The organism is Fictibacillus halophilus (assembly GCF_042680145.1).
GTDB lineage: Bacteria > Bacillota > Bacilli > Bacillales > Fictibacillaceae > Fictibacillus > Fictibacillus halophilus_A.
Map to the genome: position 1 here is coordinate 60,394 of NZ_JBHTNQ010000001.1, position 16,924 is coordinate 77,317.

The following is a 16,924-nucleotide window of genomic DNA, read 5'->3' on the forward strand; positions in this document are numbered from 1 at the left end:
GTGATTGCGTGCTGTTTCATTTTTATTAACCGTTAATTTCTTTTGCAGCACGTATACCTGACTCAACAGCCCCTTCAATCCACCCATGTTTTAAAGTAGTGTGCTCACCAGCAAAATGAAGTCTGCCTTCTGGAGCTTTAATGGCATCGTAAAGTTCACTTTCCTGATAAGGCTTAAACATAGCAAAGCAGCCTCCTGCATTGGGATCGAATGACCAGCTGTGAGCATGACCTGTTACAAAATGATGATAGACCTGCTCACCGTGAAAATGTGACAAAAAGTGAAGAGTCTCCTTGATTCTCATCTCATTCGCAGCACTTCTCCATGGTACTGTATCATCCTCCCATGTATAACTTCCTAAAACTATGCCTGATGATATACCTTGTTTGTTCTTGTTTGGGTAATAAGTGAATCGTGACGAAAAGTCTGTAACGGACTTGCCGCCCGTTAAACCGTTTTTTTCCCAGAAACGGTGTTTGAACTCAATTCCTATTTTCGTTGAAGGAACATAATGAAGCTCTCTAATGGCTTTTCGTTTGTAATAAGTAAGGGAATTAAAAGGCTCGATGTGCACAAAATTGAGTACAGAAAATGGGATCGTGATAATGACTCGATCCGCTTCAAATTTGTAGGGATGCAAGGTTTGAGGACTTTCCGTGAATAAAATAACCTTATTTTGATCGTTTACAATTCGAGTCAGCTTTTGTCCAAAATAAATATGGTGTCTTAATTCTTTAAGAAAAGCTCTGGGAAGCAAATCGTTTCCGCCTGTTATTTCTATATATTTTAATTCTGGTTTTATAAAAATGATCAGAATATCGCGGAGGACTTCGAGAAAGGACAGCTCAGGAAGTCCTTCGAGGGATAGGAGAACTTTAATCTTGTCAATTGCACCAGAAGTTAAAGATCTTCCAAAGGGATTGTGTCTTAAATAGTTGTCTAATGAGTAATGCTGAAAGTTTTGTATAACGATCGGCCAGTTTTTTACAGAATCTTTTTCTATAAAATCTATTACTGGCTGTACAGCGTATTGCATGAGCTGCTCAGCGGTTTTTCCTTTTTCAGTCTCTGCCACCGGGAAACGAAGAATTCCTGGATTTTGTTCGTACATGTTCTGATTAGTTAGAACGCCATTTACATAGATGATGTCATGAGGATTGGTATTGATGAATTCATTCGTTGGTAAGTTAAACTTTTTAATGTATTCCAAAACAAGTTTATGGGTTTCAGGGATACGCATCGCTCCAGCTTCAAAATAATGACCATGTGAAAAAGGAGCTCGTATCGTATAAACCCGTCCACCAACTCGATGAGTAGATTCAAGAATTTGAACATCATGACCAGCAGCTTTTAGAAGGGAAGCGGCAGTCAGTCCAGCCATACCAGCTCCGACTATGATAATTTTTTGGGGAGCTGACGTCTTATTTAAGCCATGCTTAATAGCACTTAGCATCTCAACGTCTGTTAATCTGCTGGTGTTCATCGGTTTCCTCCCTTTTTTTCTATCCCGTCTTTGTTTTTATAATGTATTTCATGTTTTTGTAAAATATTAATTTGTAAATAAAACTAAAACGGCAGCCGTTCAGGCTGCCGTTTGTTATGTCATATTTGCTTAATCTCTACAGGTTTAACTAAAACATTTTCTTTGTCAGGGTACGTTTTCTCAATATGCTGTTCTCCCCAAGCGCAAAGTGCATCCAGAATACTTTTTAATGACCATCCGTAGTCCGTTAACGAATACTCAACACGCGGTGGAACTTGATTATACACCTCACGCAGAATCACGCCGTCTTCTTCCAATTCTCGGAGCTGCTGCGTCAGCATTTTTTGTGTAATACCGGGCATCAACCTTTTTAATTCTCCAGTTCTGCGTTTTTCTTTTATAAGGTGGCATAAGATTACCACTTTCCATTTTCCGCCGATCACTTCGAGTGCAGCTTCAACAGGGATATTATATTTTTTCATGAGATAAAAGCCTCCATTATTCAATTATTACTTTTTAGTACCTACATTACTTTAAAGTGCGTACTTACTTAAAGTTCGTATATGAAACATAATAGCATCAAGTCATCCAGTTGACCAGCTAGCTTGGCTTAAACAAAAGTTAATGGAGGGAATTATAAATGAATACAGCCGCAGTAAAAGTGGATTCCGCAAAAACAAAAGGCGGATTTCCGGCATTATTAGCATTAGCGATTTCAGCATTTGGAATCGGAACAACAGAATTCGTGCCAGTAGGTTTATTATCATCATTAGCCAAGGATCTAAATATATCCATCACATTAGCGGGATTATTAATATCTGGTTATGCAATGGGTGTTGCGTTTGGCGCTCCTATTCTTACAGCTCTAACTAATAAAATGAATAGGAAAACATTGCTTATGCTGCTCATGATTGTTTTTATAGCAGGGAACAGCGTTGCAGCTCTTTCTACTAGTTTTAGTTTGTTGCTGGTTGCCCGTTTTATTACAGCTTTCTCTCATGGCGTTTTCTTTTCAATTGGGGCAACAATTGCCGCTGATTTAGTTCCAGAGCATAAGCGTGCAAGTGCAATAGCCTTTATGTTTACGGGATTAACCGTTGCAACAGTTACAGGAGTTCCATTAGGTACATTCATTGGACAAACCTTCGGATGGAGAGCAACGTTTTGGGCAGTAGCGCTTCTAGGGGTAGCAGCTATTATCGCAAGTGCCATCTTAGTACCAAAGAATTTAAAAGAAGCACCGCCTTCAAGTTTGAAGGATCAAGTGAAAGTCATTAAAAATGGACGATTGCTGCTTGCTTTTGCTATAACAGCACTGGGTTACGGCGGAACATTTGTCGCTTTCACTTATTTAGCACCGATTTTAGAAGATGTGACCGGGTATGCTCCTAAAGCAGTCAGTTTTATTTTATTGGGTTACGGAATAGCAGTTGCAATCGGTAATACAATTGGGGGTAAAGCTGCAGATAAAAACCCTGTAAAAGCTTTGTTCTGGATGTTTGTTTTCCAGGCGATTGTCCTTGTTATCTTATCGTTTACTGCGCCATATAAGATAGCTGGAACAATTACGATATTCTTCTTAGGATTGCTAGCTTTCATGAACGTTCCTGGTCTTCAAGTGTATGTGGTAAAACTAGCTGAGAGATATGTCCCTTCAGCTGTTAATGTAGCATCTGCAATTAATATCGCTGCATTTAACCTAGGTATCGCAATAGGAGCTTTTGTTGGAGGAGTCATTGTGGATTCAATAGGAATCATTCATACTCCATGGATTGGCGGAGTAATGGTGTTTGGTGCAGTTCTTTTAACAGCATGGAGCGGGAAACTCGAAAAAAGAAAGATGTAAAGCAAGGGCAGTCCTAATAAGGGCTGCCTTTTTGATGTTTAAACAATTTAATTTCTACTCATAGCTCCTAGGTAAACATTTAATGTCAGGAAGCGTTCTTTAAATGAAGCGAAGAAATTATGCGAACACGGAAGATTCCGATAGCCCCGACTGCAATAATCATCAAAGAAAAAATAATCATTATAGAAGGGATAGACGCTAATTTATAGGTGAAGCTTGCAATAAAAGTACCCATAGCCAGACCTAGCCCGCCGATTAACGCACGAAAGCTATAAATTTTTCCGATATGGGTTTCGGGGAAATCAGTTTGAATCATTGTTAACAGCATAATGTCTCCCATTGGACTTCCAAACCCGCAATTACCGCTCCAATTAAAACAACCGAAAGGGAATCTGCTGAGGCAATCACAATAAACCCAGCACCTAAAATAATGTGGCCGGCATACATAAATAAAATGCTTCTTTTCAATGTACCGACTGCAAAGAGGCTTAACAAATTTCCGATACCATATGCTCCGCCAATGAGACCGAATGCTCCTGCACTTTCTTTTAAGATCTGTTCAGTAAAAAGAGGAACACCTACCATATAGACAGCACCCCAGCATAAATTCACCATTCCAAGACTTATTAATGCCCACAGGAGGACTTTATGATTTTTTAATAAAGAGATAGCTACCTTAAAATCAATCAAAGGAGATTTTTGTTCATATTTCATTTTCTTGGTTTCACTTTTTTGTACAAAGGCTTTTCTAATGATAACGAGAGCGATGGCTGAAAGGATAAAGGTAACAGCGTCTAAAGTGAAAAAGTGCGGCAATGGCATAAATGCAAGAAAGGCTCCTGTTAAACCCGGTCCGAAAATCCTAGCAAACCTATGCGTTGTATCCATCAACGCATTTGTTTGCTGAAGAAGTTCTGAATCCCTGCACAAAGATGGCAGACTTGCCTGAAGAGAAGGATTAAAGAAGGTCCCCAATCCGGATACAATGACACTGATTATTACGAGATGCCAAACGTTAAGTGCTGAGAACCACTCAATGAGAGGGAGCAGACCAACAAATAATGCACGCAGGATATCCGTTAAAATCATTGTTCTGTGACGGTTCCACCGGTCTGCGTAAATTCCGCCTAAAATACCAAAAAACAAAGCTGAGAAAGTACCAGCTCCAATTACATATGCTGCTGATGCACCTAATTCTTTTATTGCGATCCACGTTATTGCTACCACATACAAATGATCACCAATAGCCGAAAATAATTGACTTACCCACAAAATAACTAATTTAGGATTCTTAAAGACTCTATGAAAACCCAAATTCAACACCCTTTCTTTTCGTATATTCAGAAAAAGTGTAAGATAACAATGACCATTAAACAATATAATATAGCCTATACGATTTATTAAAAATGTTAATAGGAGTGATGATTTGGATACAAATCAATTATTAGCTTTTGAACATGTTGTTCGCCACGGCAGTTTCAGTAAAGCTGCTAGAATGATGGATATTTCTCAGCCGACAATCAGTATACGTATTAAGAACTTAGAGGAGGAAGTGGGCGGTGAACTTTTCAAAAGGGGAGGGAACAAGCTGGAGTTGTCGGAATTAGGAAGAACATTTCTGCCTTTTGCGCAGCAAGCCATTGAAACAATAAACAAAGGGATTGAGCAGGCAAAGCTTGCGAAAGAAGGAAGAGGTGGAAAAATAGCGATTGGAACATTGCCGACACTTGCTGCTCATTATTTTTCTTCTGCACTAGCAACATTGCATAAAACGCATCCTCACATAGGAATTGTCGTACATACAGGACATAATCAGGAGCTGTTAGAAATGCTGTACGAAGGCTATGTAAAACTGTGTATCATGACATATCCTTTCTTTAATACTGAGTTGAAAAGTTTATTGCATATTAGAGAACCATTAGTCTTAGTAACTCACCCTGATCATTCTTTGGCACATAAAGGTGAAATTGAGCTAAGTGATTTAAGTGAAATGGCAGATCCTTATTTATTAGTAGACTGGAGTGTTGAAACAAAAAGAGTTCAAAGAGATATGCTATCAAACGGTAATGATTTTGAAGTGCCGCCGCAAACAGCTTATGATTTGCTGAAGAGCGGGATGGGAGTCGCTCTTTTGACAGAAACAATGGTCTCTCATGAAATTAAGCAAGGCACTCTTGTTTCATTGTCTGTGAAGGGGTTTCCTAAACTATATAGGGAAAGTGCCTTAGTACAGTTGAAAAAGGAAAAGGAGATTTCCTCGTCGTTAAGGACTTTTATTAAAGTATTTAGTGATCAAATCGAAAAGGAAAAATCCTGTGAGTTAAAGTCATTTACATTCTGATCAAGCCATTTGTTTCCTGTTTCTATTCTTTACTTTGGCTATTACCACAACTAATAACAGAGGGAGGAAGCCAAAGAAAAAGGTTACCGCAGACTGCATCACAGATCCTGATTCTCCAAGTTCAATTTCATTTTTATACATCGTAAGAGAGAGAAATAAGACAATGCTCGCTATGATATAAATAAAATTTGAAGGCTTTACTTTAAGAAGAGTTGATAGTACCTGATCCAGAATAAACAGGAGCAGTGCAATCTTCATATAGGAACCGAGGATTAAAGCTATACCAAATATCGCTTCAATCCTTTCGATGATCTCACCTATACTAATTAATTGAGCGAGTACATGCAAAGGAAATTTCTTAAGAAACACTAGCGATCCTAGACCAAGTATCGAACAAATTATGGTTAACGATAAAACGATTCCGTTAATAAATAAGCCTAAATATAGCCATTTATTAATGGTCTGCCCCTGTTTTGGCTTCACGAGGTACAAAATCATAGCAAAGAAGAGGATATCCATATAAGGGAACCCAAAACCTATGTATACACCATTCAGTATTGGTTTGAATCCTAAAGGAGCCAAAGGCAGCAAGTTGCTAAATTCATATATGTTAAATGGCAAGATAAGCATAATTACAACGATAAAAAGCAATATGTACATCATCAGATGAAACATACGAGCCATTACTTCTATTCCAGCTTTGGCTGTTAAACCCGCTGTTAATAGTATAAGCAAATGAAAGATGAAAAGAGGTGTTTCTCTCATCATTGATGTTGTAAAGTATTGTCCCATTCCATACACGATATTAGATGTTATATATAAGATTACTAAAATAAGAGGCAGGATAAATACATAAGCCCATACGTTTCCGAGGGTGAATCGGACCTGGTTCACGTAACATTCATTTGGATATTGATTATGCAGGTAAAGCACCAGATATAAAATGATAAATCCCACTAGGTTAGCTAAAAGCATAGAAATCCATGCCCCATTTTGAGCAGCAGCTAATAAGGGACCTTGAATGTTAATTAGAGCTGATCCTGTCATATAAACTTGAAACAAAACAGCCATCTGCCAGTAACTAATTTTACCTGCTTGCATAGAAATTGCTCCTTGTTATTTTACTTTTAGCCATGAAATAACGATTTCTGCTAGTGGCCCAAAGATGAAATAAAAGAACTCATCCAAATTGGGCAAGTTCTTGCCGAACACAAAAGAGTAGAGCAAATATACTGCTGGAATGGAAAGAACTAAATAAATTCTTTTCAATTTTTTATCTTGTTTAATTGCCCTGAAATCAAAGTATAGAAATGCAATTATGAATAAAATAATAATTTTTTCTGTCATTAGGATTCCTCTATTATTTTGGCTCTTTTCTAAAAGATTGTTACTTTTAAATAATTTTGTTCATTCCCTTCACTGACAAGTTGATTGAAGTGGAAGGTGCGAGACTCCTGCGGGACAAGCGGTCAGGTGAGACCACTCATAGGCGCGAAGTGGCGAGGGGGCTCACCGCACGCCCCGCGGAAAGCGAAGCAACCTGGAACGGAAATCAACTACTTACAAGAGCAACAAAGTTTGCGAAACAGCCATTATTTTTGATGGAATGGCTTACTTATATCGGTACCAGTGTTTATAACATTTACATTCGCTTTAACATGAAAAACAGTTTTTTTGAAATAAGGTATTTTTTCTTTTTTAATCTTTGCCCATAATTGAGGCTCAGATTTATATATATCGTTTCCTAAACCTATAACATCTAGATTTTTCTTTTGAGATTTTTTTAGTAATTTTGTAATGTTGGTGTTGATTTGATTTTCAATCCTTTCATTAAGTTTTTCTATCTGAGGGGCTGTTTGAAGATTTGTACATTCTAACTCTCCAATACTGGCTTGGATTTTGGGCTTAATAAAATAATGTATTTCGTCCCCTTTAATCGACAGGGATGTCTTTGTATGAGCCTCTGTTACTTCAAATGTTTCTTCAGGTCTTTGCCCTTTGCAGCCCAGCTCAATTATTCCAAATTGAAACTCATTTAATGTGAACAAGAGAGACTTTGTATCTTTATTGGATAGAATGGTTTTTATTTTTCCGTTTTGAAGAACCGTCAGTCCATCAATATAAATACTGTTCTCCACTTCTTTTTCTTTCTTTAGAAAGGGGGCATAGGCTGTATCCACTTCATTGTGAAGCTGCTTTCCTAACGTAAATAAATTTGCAGGGTACGTTTTTGCACTGAATTTGCTGCCTATTTTGGTCGTTTCATTCAATTGTTCACTAACAGTATTTTCGACATGAGGTTTTTCTTTCAAATAATCAGCCGCAGTTCCTTTTGTAATACCAACCCCTGTTAACAGCCTAGGTTCATGATCACGGTAAAAGAAATCCAAAACTTCCCCGAGACTATGCTGTTTTGCTATGCGTTCACTGATCACGATGAATCGAACATGTCCCCAATTTGCTTTTCTTCCGGTATGAATGGTAACGTCCCGAATGGCTTCGAATACCGTTTTTGCTTCTGTTTCCAGATTAAAAAATGATTCACCGCCTCCACTCCCGGCGGAACCAATTTTAGGGGCAGGCTTATAGAATTGTGTGGTTAGTCTTATTGTTCCATCTTTATTTTGATCAATGGCAAGGGATTGAACAAATAGATATTCCGTTAGTTCTGAATGGTCCCAGCAGCCAGATAAGAAAAGGAGGGAAGAAGCAACGATGTATTTTATTAACTTTTTCATGCAACTTCAGCCTCCTTTGTGGTTTAAAATTCCTTTCCAGTGTTGCGGTTACGAAGCAATTTCTTCAAAGATACCCGGAAAAAACCATCTTTTAGTAATGACGTGCTGTTTAATGTGAATGTTCCAAGGTAAGGCTCTGTTAATACTCTTAATTTTGAAAGGTGCAGGAAGATCAGGATAAAGCCAAGGAAAAGTCCAAATCCTCCCATCATTGCAGCAAGAAACATCAACGGTATTCGCAATAAACGAGCTGCAAACCCGAAATCGTAATATGGAATTGAGAAAGAAGCAATCCCTGTAAGTCCAATGACCACGATCATGATAGGTGAGGCGAGCCCTGCGTTAATGGATGCTTCTCCAATGATCAGGGCGCCAACAATACTTACTGTTGAACCGATCGGTTTAGGGAGTCTGATTCCCGCTTCCTGTAAGAGTTCGAAAAAAAAGAGCATAATTAATGCCTCTACCAATGCGGGAAAAGGGATTCCTTCCCGTGTGTCCAGCAGAGCAATAAGCAGGACGGTTGGAATAAGCTCCTGATGAAAAGTAGTTAATGCAATATAAATGCTGGGCAAGGCCAAACTCAGAACAAAACCTAGAAATCTCACGAGCCGAATAATAGAAGAAAAAATAGATCTTTGGTAATAATCAGATGCTGATTGAAAGAATTCATTAAAAAGACCAGGACAGATTACAATTGTTCCGGTGCCTTCCATGAGGAGGATAATCTTCCCCTCCAACAAAGACGCAGCAGCGACGTCTGGTCTCTCCGTGAAACGGTATTGTGGAAATGGCGTAATTGTTGATTCTTCGATTAATTCAGCGATATAGGTTGTTTCAAGGATTTCTTCTTTATTTATCTTGTTAATTCGCCGTTCAAATTCCTCAAGCATTTGAATATTAACTGTGCCATCCAAATAACCATAAACAAATTTTGTGTTCGACTTGTTTTGTGTTTGTTTAAAACAGAATTTCAAGTCTGGAGTTTTTAGTCTGGAGCGGATGAGCCCAAGATTTTTTTGCAGGTTTTCAATAGTACCTTCACGAGGACCTACAACGACAACTTCGTTTTGAGGTTCTGCTACGCTTCTCTTCTCCACAGAGGAAGCATCAATGCTTATAGCCTGGTTCCACTTATTAAAAAGCAGAACGATATGCCCATTCACGATATTTGCATTTAATTCATTGTAGTTTTTTAAAAGCATGACAGGTCTTGAAGCTATTCCTTTGTTTTCAAAGAAGTTCTTAATTTGATCGATAGTAACCGACAGGGAGAGTGCAGCTTCAAAGTCCGGCATATCTTTAATGATCGTGTGAAGCAAGTTGGATTTTTCTTCCTGAACGAGAGAGTCACAGTGTACAACAAGAGCTTCTTGTTTATAATTTCTTCCGAATTGGAAATTTCGAATTTTTATATCATCACAGTTTTTATAAAGATTTCGGATATACTCTTCATTGTCTTGAAGATTTTGATAAATAGGAATTTCTATTTTTGTTGTATTCAATGATCTCACCTGCCTTATTCTTAATAATGTTTGATAAGCAGGGAAAATCTATACATTATTTACCATGGAAACACCAAGCAGTTTCTTGACACTTACAAAGTTTTTTTCAATAATATAGGGAGAATAGCTTTCTAGGGTTCCGCAGTGACTGTTCACTGGCCTGGTCCGAGAGAAAGCGCACAATGGATACATTGTGTACACGGAGGGATAAAAGCCTGGGAGGATATAGATCTTATATCTTTCTGGGCTTTGTTTATTTTTAGGAGGGGTTATCATGGCATGGATATATTTATTTGTTGCAGGTATCTTTGAAATCGTATGGGCGATAGGGCTTAAGTATACGAATGGTTTCACTAGATTGTGGCCGTCGGTTATAACCGTAATTGGAATGATCATCAGTTTTTATTATTTGTCACAAGCTACAAAAGTTCTGCCGATCGGGACGGCATATACGATTTGGACGGGAATAGGGGCAGCTGGAGCAGTGATTTTGGGAATCATCCTTTTTAACGAACCAAAAACACTTCTTCGTTTTATGTTTTTAGCGTTTGTTATTACAGGAATAATCGGTTTAAAAGTTACTGCGGGGAGTCAGTAGAAGAAGGCTGTTTTAATTTGAAAGGGTTGATTTCCGCTCCAGGTACTCGCTTTCCGCGGGGCGTGCGGTGAGCCTCCCTCGGTATGTAAGCAAGTGGACGCTCTTAATGCATGTGTGCTCCTGCGTCGCTAGAAACCCTATCGAAAGGGCTTCCTCGTCGCATGCCTTGAGAAGTGTACTCAGGTAGTTGGCACGCACCTTCCGCTCCAATCAACTTGTCAAAGAAGGGTCTTCAAAAAACAATTTAAAAACAACAATCTATTAGAAAAAAGACTAAGAGAAAAAGAGAAAGCTGCCTAAAACAAGTGTTTAATAGACCTGTATGAGGCAGCTTTTGTGGTTTTAGATTTTTTCTTGTGTGCCTACCTTAGCGTTTTCGTCCAGCTCAAGGCTTTGTTTATATTCGATGCGATCAATAACACATCCCGGGCCAATCTCTATCGTATTGCCCCTAACTACTTTTGCATGTGTGTATTCAAGGGATACATGATCACCTTCGATAACATCTGCAGTAAGTTGATCTGTTTGCTGACCAATAAAAAATTTTATGAGTTTTTTGAAACCGGAAGAATCAATGTTCTTTTTTACGATGATATTTTCACCGCCGATTTCTTTTGCTTCACAAAGGCGAAGGAGTTCAATGTCGATGTTTCCGGCATTTAGGAGACCATTTATTTTAAAATTACCGCGGGCATTAAAGGATTCTGCCTCACAGTCTCCGCCAATTTTTACTTGTCCTTTTACATCTACCTCATCACCTGAAACGTTTCCTTTTATTGAAGCAGATCCTCTGACGATGATTTCTTTTCCTTTCAGATCACCTTTAATATTAGATGAGCCTTGTATCTTAACTTCGCTGCAAGTTAAATTTCCGTCAATATCAGTGCTTCCATTGATGGTCATTTCTTCAGCTTCCATGTTTCCTTCAATATGTGAAGATCCATTGACCTTGGCAGTGACAGTTTTTATATTTCCTTCTATATGAGCGCTTCCGTTGCATTTGAAAACTTCGCACTGAATATCACTGTTTATATGTGCTGACCCATTAACTTTCACTTGATCATATTCACCGCCAGCAGCTGTTCCTGAACCTGAAATGCTTATGTTTCTTTGTTTTGTTCTTTCCATATCTATTCCTCCTCAACGTTTACGAAATCTTTAATTTTAACTCTTCAATGCATTGATTCAGTTTGTAATGGGCGATAATTTTTGTTTGAGATTCTACGAACAGCTTAGCTGGTTCAGGTGTGAGGATAAATAAAGATACACCCATTTTTCGAATAAAAATAAGTTCGCTTTCCTTGCCTTTTATTTCGTTCGAATGGTGCTGAATGATGTGAAGAAGTTCCATTCCTTCTGAGCGGTTCATTTCTCCAGTTTGAAGCAGGGTATCTAGTAAGTATAAGGTTAATAATTGATCAAAGGAGAAAGTGGAAGTGCTGCCATTGTGGTTGTTATACATTTCTAAAGCGGTGCAAGAAACAATGTTACGTTTTGTTAATTCTTCTGCTGATAAGGAAGTAATAGTAGGGGATGGAGAGAACATATCAGCAAGTTCATCTAGCGACAAATCATCTTTTAAATTCTTAATTTTTTCAATTCGCTGCAGGATATCTTCTTTTGGAAAGAAAGTCTCTTGGCCTGTAAAGGTTGATTTGCGTATAAACCAGTTTTCAGGGATTAGATTTTTTCGTTTCCAGCGATATAACTGGCCATAAGAAATGTTTGCAGCTTCAAGAAGATCTTTCTTTGAGATTAAATTTTCCATGCTCAACCTCCTTCTGAAACTAATGTAACATAACACTGTTACGTTATGCAATTATTTTTTCCATTTTATTAAAGGAAATGATCTAACGGTTGTGAATATCAATAAGTAATGGCGTTGAGGGGTGAGTGTATGAAGCAGTGGTTTAGTGAAGGGGAGTCAGGGTTTGTTATGTTCGGCGGTGAACATATCTTCACCCTGCTAGTTATCGTTCTTATCGTAATAATGATGTACCTCTTTCGGTTTCGCATAAAAGAAATGCATTCGATAAAATATGTCCTTTTGATCAGTCTCGCTTTATCGGAAGCGGGTTATCAGTGCTGGGCACTATATAACGAGATATGGACAGTGAAATTGTATCTGCCGCTTCAGCTATGCAGTTTAAATATTCTTTTATGCATGATCTTGCTGTTAACAGATAATAAGAAGCTTTTTGCTTTTGTGTATTTGTTTGGTTTTACAGGTGCCTTACAAGGATTGCTCACTCCTGAGCTGTATCAGCATGCATGGCACTTTCGTTTTATTCAATATTTTTTCGCACATGGTTTAATAGTTTGGACAGCTATGTATTATGCAATCGTAAAGTCATTTAGAATATCGTGGGGCAGATTTTTTAAGTCGTTTCTATGGCTCAATCTCTATGCAGCATGTGTCTATGTAATTAATTTTTTGCTGAATACGAATTATATGTTTCTTATGAGTAAGCCAGGCAATGCTTCAATAATGGATTTACTGGGTCCTCACCCTTGGTACATCATTGGATTAGAACTGATTGCATTTTTCATGTGCTTGATTGTCTTTATCCCTGTTATAGAGAAGCCATCTAATTCCATTAATAAAGATCACTCGCCGATTGGTGCGTAGTGGTCTTTTTGTATGTTTTGTGACAGTAATTGGAATGAAAAGAATTAATTGGTATTTATTGTATAATAGAATTGAGGAGGGATATTTTATGAACCAAGCTGTTATTAAGCCAATTAAATGGGTGCCGTTTCTCGCTCTATGTTTATTAGTAATTGGGAGCAATATGGTTTTGTACATGACACCATTCTTTCAGCCGGTGCCAAATCTAGTAGTAGCAGGCTCCATGTTTGATTTTCTTCTAGTTATCCCGATTCTTGTATACTACTTTATTATTCGTAAAAGATATTCTTGGAATCTCACTGTCCTTACAGCCATCGCAAGCTATGGGCTGGCGACATTTATTATTCCAGATTCATTATTAGAGAATGTATCCATGATCCCAAAAGCTTTACTCCTATTAGAAGCGGGATTCGTTTCAATTGAACTGTATTTGTTAATTAAAGTTATAAGGAAGTTTCCTAAAGTAAAAGCATCTTACAGAAAGCTCCCGGTTGAACTTCCATTTCTGATTAAAATTAAACAAGCGTTTTACTCACACTTTTCCGAAAGCCGTATGCTCGATGCTGTCGTCAGTGAGATTACGATGCTTTACTATGCTCTGTTCTCCTGGAGAAAACCAGCTTTGACGACCAGTGAGGTTTTTACTTTTCATAAAAAAACAAGCTTTGTCGCTCTTAATCTGATGCTGATTCATGCACTTATTATTGAATCAGTTGGACTTCACTATCTTTTAAGCAAGATCGACCATACGCTTTCTCTAGTATTGCTCTTGCTCAATGCCTATTCAATACTTTTCCTTTTTGGTCAGATGCAGGCCGTTAAGAAAACCCCCTTAATCACAACGGAAGATTCTATCATCATGAATATCGGCTTCTTTAAGGGAATGTCACTTCCTTATACTGCCATAAAGGAACTAAAAAAATATGAAGGACCGGATACGATATCCGCTTCAGCAAAGAAATACACTTTCGAAGCACTCGTGAGTGATTTTATTCCGGAAAAGCCATCAATCGAAATTCTTTTAAAGGAACCTGTAGTGACAGATCTCATTTATGGATTTAAAAAGAAAGTTACTAGAGTGGTAATAAAAGTGGATGAACCCTCATCTTTAATGAACATAATAGAAAAGAGAATGACTTCTGAAAACGAAACCGATTGAAATATTTTAACAAATGTTCGATTTCACCTTGTTAAATGGAAATGCTATTGTTACTATTTCATAAGGTTATAGAAAAATTCCCTCGACAGGTGAAATAGACTATGTTTAAAAACAATACTGCAACTACACAACAAAAAAAGAATTTCTTAACTTCTGTTCAGCTTATCGTAATCTTTTATTTATTGTCCGTTATTGCGGCTACGATTCTATTAAGTTTGCCAGTTGGACATAAAGAGGGAGTAAAGCTTTCTTTTATTGATACATTATTTACAGCTGTAAGTGCTGTGAGTGTTACAGGGCTCTCTTCAGTGAATATTTCTGAAACATTTAACCATACGGGAGTTATCTTGCTAGCTATCGTTGTACAAATAGGCGGAATTGGTGTAATGACGCTCGGAACTGCTATTTGGCTGCTGATTGGTAAAAGGATCGGTATGAGAGAACGGCAGCTGATTATGACCGATCAAAATCAGTCTACTCTAGCGGGTCTCGTTCAGCTTATGAAACAAATCTTAACCTTGATCATAGGAATAGAAATTGTGGGGACTGTGCTTTTCTTTATTCTTTTCCAGCCTTATTATGACACTGAACTGGATATTCTGTACCACGCTTTCTTTGCCTCGGTTACGGCTACAACAAATGCCGGATTTGATATTACGGGAAGCTCACTGATTCCGTTTCGTCACGATTACCTCGTTCAGATCGTGACCATGTTTTTAATTACATCAGGAGCGATTGGTTTTCCTGTATTAGTAGAGATCAATAACTTTATAAAAGAAAGAAAGTATTTGGAGCGATATACCTTTACTCTTTTTACAAAAGTAACAACAATTACGTTTGCTTTACTAGTAGTAACGGGTGCATTGGGAATATATCTGTTGGAGATGAATGCTTTTTTTGAAGGTAAATCATGGCATGAAACGTTTTTCTATTCGATGTTTCAGTCTGTTACGACACGAAGTGGCGGATTATCTACAATGGATGTATCTGAGTTTACCGTTCCGACTTTGCTCTTTTTAGGAGTAATGATGTTTATTGGAGCCTCCCCGAGCAGTGTTGGCGGAGGTATTCGAACTACAACATTTGCGGTAGCTGCTTTAGCGATTTTCTTTTATGCCAAAGGACGAAATACAATCAAAATCTTTAATCGGGAAATCTACCCCGAAGATATACAAAAATCATTTATCGTTATTATCGTTGCAATGGTACTGTGTACAACTTCAACCATTATTCTGTCAATCACAGATCCTATGCCGATAGAGTATTTGTTCTTTGAAGTGTGTTCAGCGTTCGGAACAACGGGTCTATCCGTTGGCATAACTGGAACATTAAGCTCTACCGGCAAAGTAATTTTAATGATATTAATGTTTCTTGGAAGAATAGGAATGCTTTCTTTCCTATTTATCATCCGAGGCAAAGTAGCAACTGAACACATCCATTATCCAAAAGAAAAATTAATAATTGGCCAGTAAAAGCAATCACGTTTGAATTCAGTCTATTGTTTACTTATAATGAACTTAAGTAAATAGTGTCCTTCGGGGTTTGGGTGAAAGTCCCGACCGGCGGTGATGAGGCGGTTGAATTGCCTCTTAGTCCGTGACCCGGTTTTGGTAATAAGCAAAAACGGTGGATTCGGTGTAAGTCCGAAGCCGACAGTATAGTCTGGATGGGAGAAGGAACGTGAATGCTTTTAAACACTTGTTTAATAAAACAGTGATTTTAAAGGTTTATTTGGTTATAGCCTTTTAACAACAACCCCGGGAACGATTGAGTTCTCGGGGTATTTTTTTACACTATCAGAAAGTATAACTTGTCAGCACGCTGTGTTTCGACGCAGCAACAAGCTCAACTAAGGCTAACGTCAAAAGGCATGGCGTCAGCCAAGTTTTCATTACATGAAAACTCCCAGATTCATGCACATTTACGATCAGCAAACATTGAAAAATAACGAGCAAGGGAGGTAGAGTGTTTGTTTACAGGAATCATTGAAGAACTAGGTACGATTAAGTCTATTAACAAAGGAAATGAAACAATCGTAATCACCATATCTGCTGAAAAAGTCCTGCAGGATGTAAACCTTGGTGACAGTATTGCGGTCAACGGGGTATGTCTTACCGTGACATCATATAACTCTCATCAATTCACAGTAGATGTTATGCCTGAAACGTTCAGGTCTTCAACTTTGAAACTTTTGAACAATCGTGACCATGTTAATTTAGAACGGGCAATGGCTGCCGGGGGGCGGTTTGGCGGCCATTTTGTTTCAGGTCATGTAGATGGAACCGGAGAAATCACGGAGAAACGTCCAGAAAAGAATGCAATCTACTATACCATTTCTCTTCCTGATCATTTGATGAGGTACTTTATGTTAAAAGGATCCGTATGCGTTGATGGAACGAGTCTTACTGTTTTTGATACAACGAAGAATACAATTACGGTTTCCCTCATTCCTCATACCGCGGATCATACTATTTTAGGAAAGAAAACCACTGGAGATCTTGTGAACATCGAATGCGATATGCTTGCGAAATACGTATCCAGAATGCTGTCTCCAGAAAAAGAAGAAACTAAACAAAAGTCGAAGCTGTCTCTTGATTACTTACAAGAGCACGGATTTTAGGAGGA

At 38.1% G+C, this 16,924-nt stretch carries 17 protein-coding genes and 2 riboswitches; of the genes, 7 read left to right on the top strand and 10 right to left on the bottom strand.

The window, feature by feature from the left end; genetic code table 11:
- Positions 1 to 25: 25 nt before the first annotated feature.
- Together ACFQ4X_RS00385 and ACFQ4X_RS00390 are read right to left on the bottom strand one after the other, a co-directional pair.
- Complete coding sequence (locus ACFQ4X_RS00385; RefSeq protein WP_379832609.1) at positions 26 to 1,483, bottom strand: flavin monoamine oxidase family protein; 1,458 nt, start codon at positions 1,481 to 1,483, stop codon at positions 26 to 28.
- 119 nt (positions 1,484 to 1,602) lie between these two features.
- Positions 1,603 to 1,965: a winged helix-turn-helix transcriptional regulator gene (locus tag ACFQ4X_RS00390; protein ID WP_379832610.1), complete on the bottom strand. Its 363-nt coding sequence runs from the start codon at positions 1,963 to 1,965 to the stop codon at positions 1,603 to 1,605.
- 158 nt (positions 1,966 to 2,123) lie between these two features.
- Here ACFQ4X_RS00390 and ACFQ4X_RS00395 point away from each other — a divergent pair, with 158 nt between their 5' ends.
- Entirely contained in the window at positions 2,124 to 3,329 is a 1,206-nt protein-coding gene (locus ACFQ4X_RS00395; RefSeq protein ID WP_379832611.1) for an MFS transporter, read from the top strand.
- 85 nt (positions 3,330 to 3,414) lie between these two features.
- Here the strand turns inward: ACFQ4X_RS00395 and ACFQ4X_RS00400 are convergent, their stop codons facing one another.
- Positions 3,415 to 3,657 carry a hypothetical protein gene (locus ACFQ4X_RS00400; RefSeq protein ID WP_379832612.1) on the bottom strand — a complete coding sequence of 81 codons (243 nt, stop codon included), beginning with the start codon at positions 3,655 to 3,657 and terminating at the stop codon, positions 3,415 to 3,417.
- Positions 3,648 to 4,643 (bottom strand): MFS transporter, encoded by a 996-nt coding sequence (locus tag ACFQ4X_RS00405; protein WP_379832613.1) that lies wholly within the window; start codon positions 4,641 to 4,643, stop codon positions 3,648 to 3,650. Before ACFQ4X_RS00405 ends, ACFQ4X_RS00400 begins: the two co-directional genes overlap by 10 nt.
- A gap of 112 nt (positions 4,644 to 4,755) precedes the next feature.
- Here ACFQ4X_RS00405 and ACFQ4X_RS00410 point away from each other — a divergent pair, with 112 nt between their 5' ends.
- Entirely contained in the window at positions 4,756 to 5,670 is a 915-nt protein-coding gene (locus ACFQ4X_RS00410; RefSeq protein WP_379832614.1) for a LysR family transcriptional regulator, read from the top strand.
- Here ACFQ4X_RS00410 and ACFQ4X_RS00415 read toward each other — a convergent pair whose 3' ends face one another.
- From ACFQ4X_RS00415 to ACFQ4X_RS00430, 4 genes are all read right to left on the bottom strand, one after another.
- A complete protein-coding gene (locus tag ACFQ4X_RS00415) occupies positions 5,671 to 6,771 on the bottom strand; it encodes a GerAB/ArcD/ProY family transporter (RefSeq protein WP_379832615.1) in 1,101 nt (366 codons plus the stop codon).
- A 15-nt stretch (positions 6,772 to 6,786) separates the two neighbouring features.
- On the bottom strand, positions 6,787 to 7,017 hold the full coding sequence (locus ACFQ4X_RS00420; protein ID WP_379832616.1) for a hypothetical protein: 231 nt from the start codon (positions 7,015 to 7,017) through the stop codon (positions 6,787 to 6,789).
- 245 nt (positions 7,018 to 7,262) lie between these two features.
- Positions 7,263 to 8,408 carry a Ger(x)C family spore germination protein gene (locus ACFQ4X_RS00425; RefSeq protein WP_379832617.1) on the bottom strand — a complete coding sequence of 382 codons (1,146 nt, stop codon included), beginning with the start codon at positions 8,406 to 8,408 and terminating at the stop codon, positions 7,263 to 7,265.
- Between the two features lie 23 nt (positions 8,409 to 8,431).
- Positions 8,432 to 9,913, bottom strand: a complete 1,482-nt coding sequence (locus ACFQ4X_RS00430; protein WP_379832618.1) for a spore germination protein — start codon at positions 9,911 to 9,913, stop codon at positions 8,432 to 8,434.
- Positions 9,914 to 10,033: 120 nt separating this feature from the next.
- Positions 10,034 to 10,137, top strand: a riboswitch (guanidine-I (ykkC/yxkD leader).
- Positions 10,138 to 10,187: 50 nt separating this feature from the next.
- Here ACFQ4X_RS00430 and sugE point away from each other — a divergent pair.
- Entirely contained in the window at positions 10,188 to 10,511 is a 324-nt protein-coding gene (gene sugE / locus ACFQ4X_RS00435) for a quaternary ammonium compound efflux SMR transporter SugE (protein WP_379832619.1), read from the top strand.
- 342 nt (positions 10,512 to 10,853) lie between these two features.
- On the opposite strand, the gene ACFQ4X_RS00440 is transcribed toward sugE, so the two are convergent.
- Entirely contained in the window at positions 10,854 to 11,639 is a 786-nt protein-coding gene (locus tag ACFQ4X_RS00440; RefSeq protein ID WP_379832620.1) for a polymer-forming cytoskeletal protein, read from the bottom strand.
- Positions 11,640 to 11,658: 19 nt separating this feature from the next.
- Positions 11,659 to 12,279, bottom strand: a complete 621-nt coding sequence (locus ACFQ4X_RS00445) for a YhbD family protein (protein ID WP_379832621.1) — start codon at positions 12,277 to 12,279, stop codon at positions 11,659 to 11,661.
- Between the two features lie 129 nt (positions 12,280 to 12,408).
- Here ACFQ4X_RS00445 and ACFQ4X_RS00450 point away from each other — a divergent pair, with 129 nt between their 5' ends.
- The 4 genes from ACFQ4X_RS00450 to ribE all read left to right on the top strand — a co-directional run bounded on the left by ACFQ4X_RS00450 (position 12,409) and on the right by ribE (position 16,919).
- The gene (locus tag ACFQ4X_RS00450) at positions 12,409 to 13,140 is read left to right on the top strand and encodes a TIGR02206 family membrane protein (RefSeq protein WP_379832622.1); all 732 of its coding nucleotides are present in this window, start codon (positions 12,409 to 12,411) and stop codon (positions 13,138 to 13,140) included.
- Between the two features lie 88 nt (positions 13,141 to 13,228).
- A complete protein-coding gene (locus ACFQ4X_RS00455; protein WP_379832623.1) occupies positions 13,229 to 14,299 on the top strand; it encodes a hypothetical protein in 1,071 nt (356 codons plus the stop codon).
- 101 nt (positions 14,300 to 14,400) lie between these two features.
- Positions 14,401 to 15,771, top strand: a complete 1,371-nt coding sequence (locus ACFQ4X_RS00460) for a TrkH family potassium uptake protein (protein ID WP_379832624.1) — start codon at positions 14,401 to 14,403, stop codon at positions 15,769 to 15,771.
- 55 nt (positions 15,772 to 15,826) lie between these two features.
- A riboswitch (FMN riboswitch) is annotated at positions 15,827 to 15,981 on the top strand.
- Positions 15,982 to 16,268: 287 nt separating this feature from the next.
- Entirely contained in the window at positions 16,269 to 16,919 is a 651-nt protein-coding gene (gene ribE / locus ACFQ4X_RS00465) for a riboflavin synthase (protein WP_379832625.1), read from the top strand.
- Positions 16,920 to 16,924: the final 5 nt, after the last annotated feature.

What these genes read in the sequence shown, in the direction of transcription:
- ACFQ4X_RS00385 (WP_379832609.1), bottom strand. Translation starts at nt 1,483, where the DNA reads ATGAACACCAGCAGATTAACAGACGTTGAGATGCTAAGTGCTATTAAG.
- ACFQ4X_RS00390 (WP_379832610.1), bottom strand. Translation starts at nt 1,965, where the DNA reads ATGAAAAAATATAATATCCCTGTTGAAGCTGCACTCGAAGTGATCGGC.
- ACFQ4X_RS00395 (WP_379832611.1), top strand. Translation starts at nt 2,124, where the DNA reads ATGAATACAGCCGCAGTAAAAGTGGATTCCGCAAAAACAAAAGGCGGA.
- ACFQ4X_RS00400 (WP_379832612.1), bottom strand. Translation starts at nt 3,657, where the DNA reads ATGCTGTTAACAATGATTCAAACTGATTTCCCCGAAACCCATATCGGA.
- ACFQ4X_RS00415 (WP_379832615.1), bottom strand. Translation starts at nt 6,771, where the DNA reads ATGCAAGCAGGTAAAATTAGTTACTGGCAGATGGCTGTTTTGTTTCAA.
- ACFQ4X_RS00420 (WP_379832616.1), bottom strand. Translation starts at nt 7,017, where the DNA reads ATGACAGAAAAAATTATTATTTTATTCATAATTGCATTTCTATACTTT.
- ACFQ4X_RS00425 (WP_379832617.1), bottom strand. Translation starts at nt 8,408, where the DNA reads ATGAAAAAGTTAATAAAATACATCGTTGCTTCTTCCCTCCTTTTCTTA.
- sugE (WP_379832619.1), top strand. Translation starts at nt 10,188, where the DNA reads ATGGCATGGATATATTTATTTGTTGCAGGTATCTTTGAAATCGTATGG.
- ACFQ4X_RS00440 (WP_379832620.1), bottom strand. Translation starts at nt 11,639, where the DNA reads ATGGAAAGAACAAAACAAAGAAACATAAGCATTTCAGGTTCAGGAACA.
- ACFQ4X_RS00445 (WP_379832621.1), bottom strand. Translation starts at nt 12,279, where the DNA reads ATGGAAAATTTAATCTCAAAGAAAGATCTTCTTGAAGCTGCAAACATT.
- ACFQ4X_RS00450 (WP_379832622.1), top strand. Translation starts at nt 12,409, where the DNA reads ATGAAGCAGTGGTTTAGTGAAGGGGAGTCAGGGTTTGTTATGTTCGGC.
- ACFQ4X_RS00455 (WP_379832623.1), top strand. Translation starts at nt 13,229, where the DNA reads ATGAACCAAGCTGTTATTAAGCCAATTAAATGGGTGCCGTTTCTCGCT.
- ACFQ4X_RS00460 (WP_379832624.1), top strand. Translation starts at nt 14,401, where the DNA reads ATGTTTAAAAACAATACTGCAACTACACAACAAAAAAAGAATTTCTTA.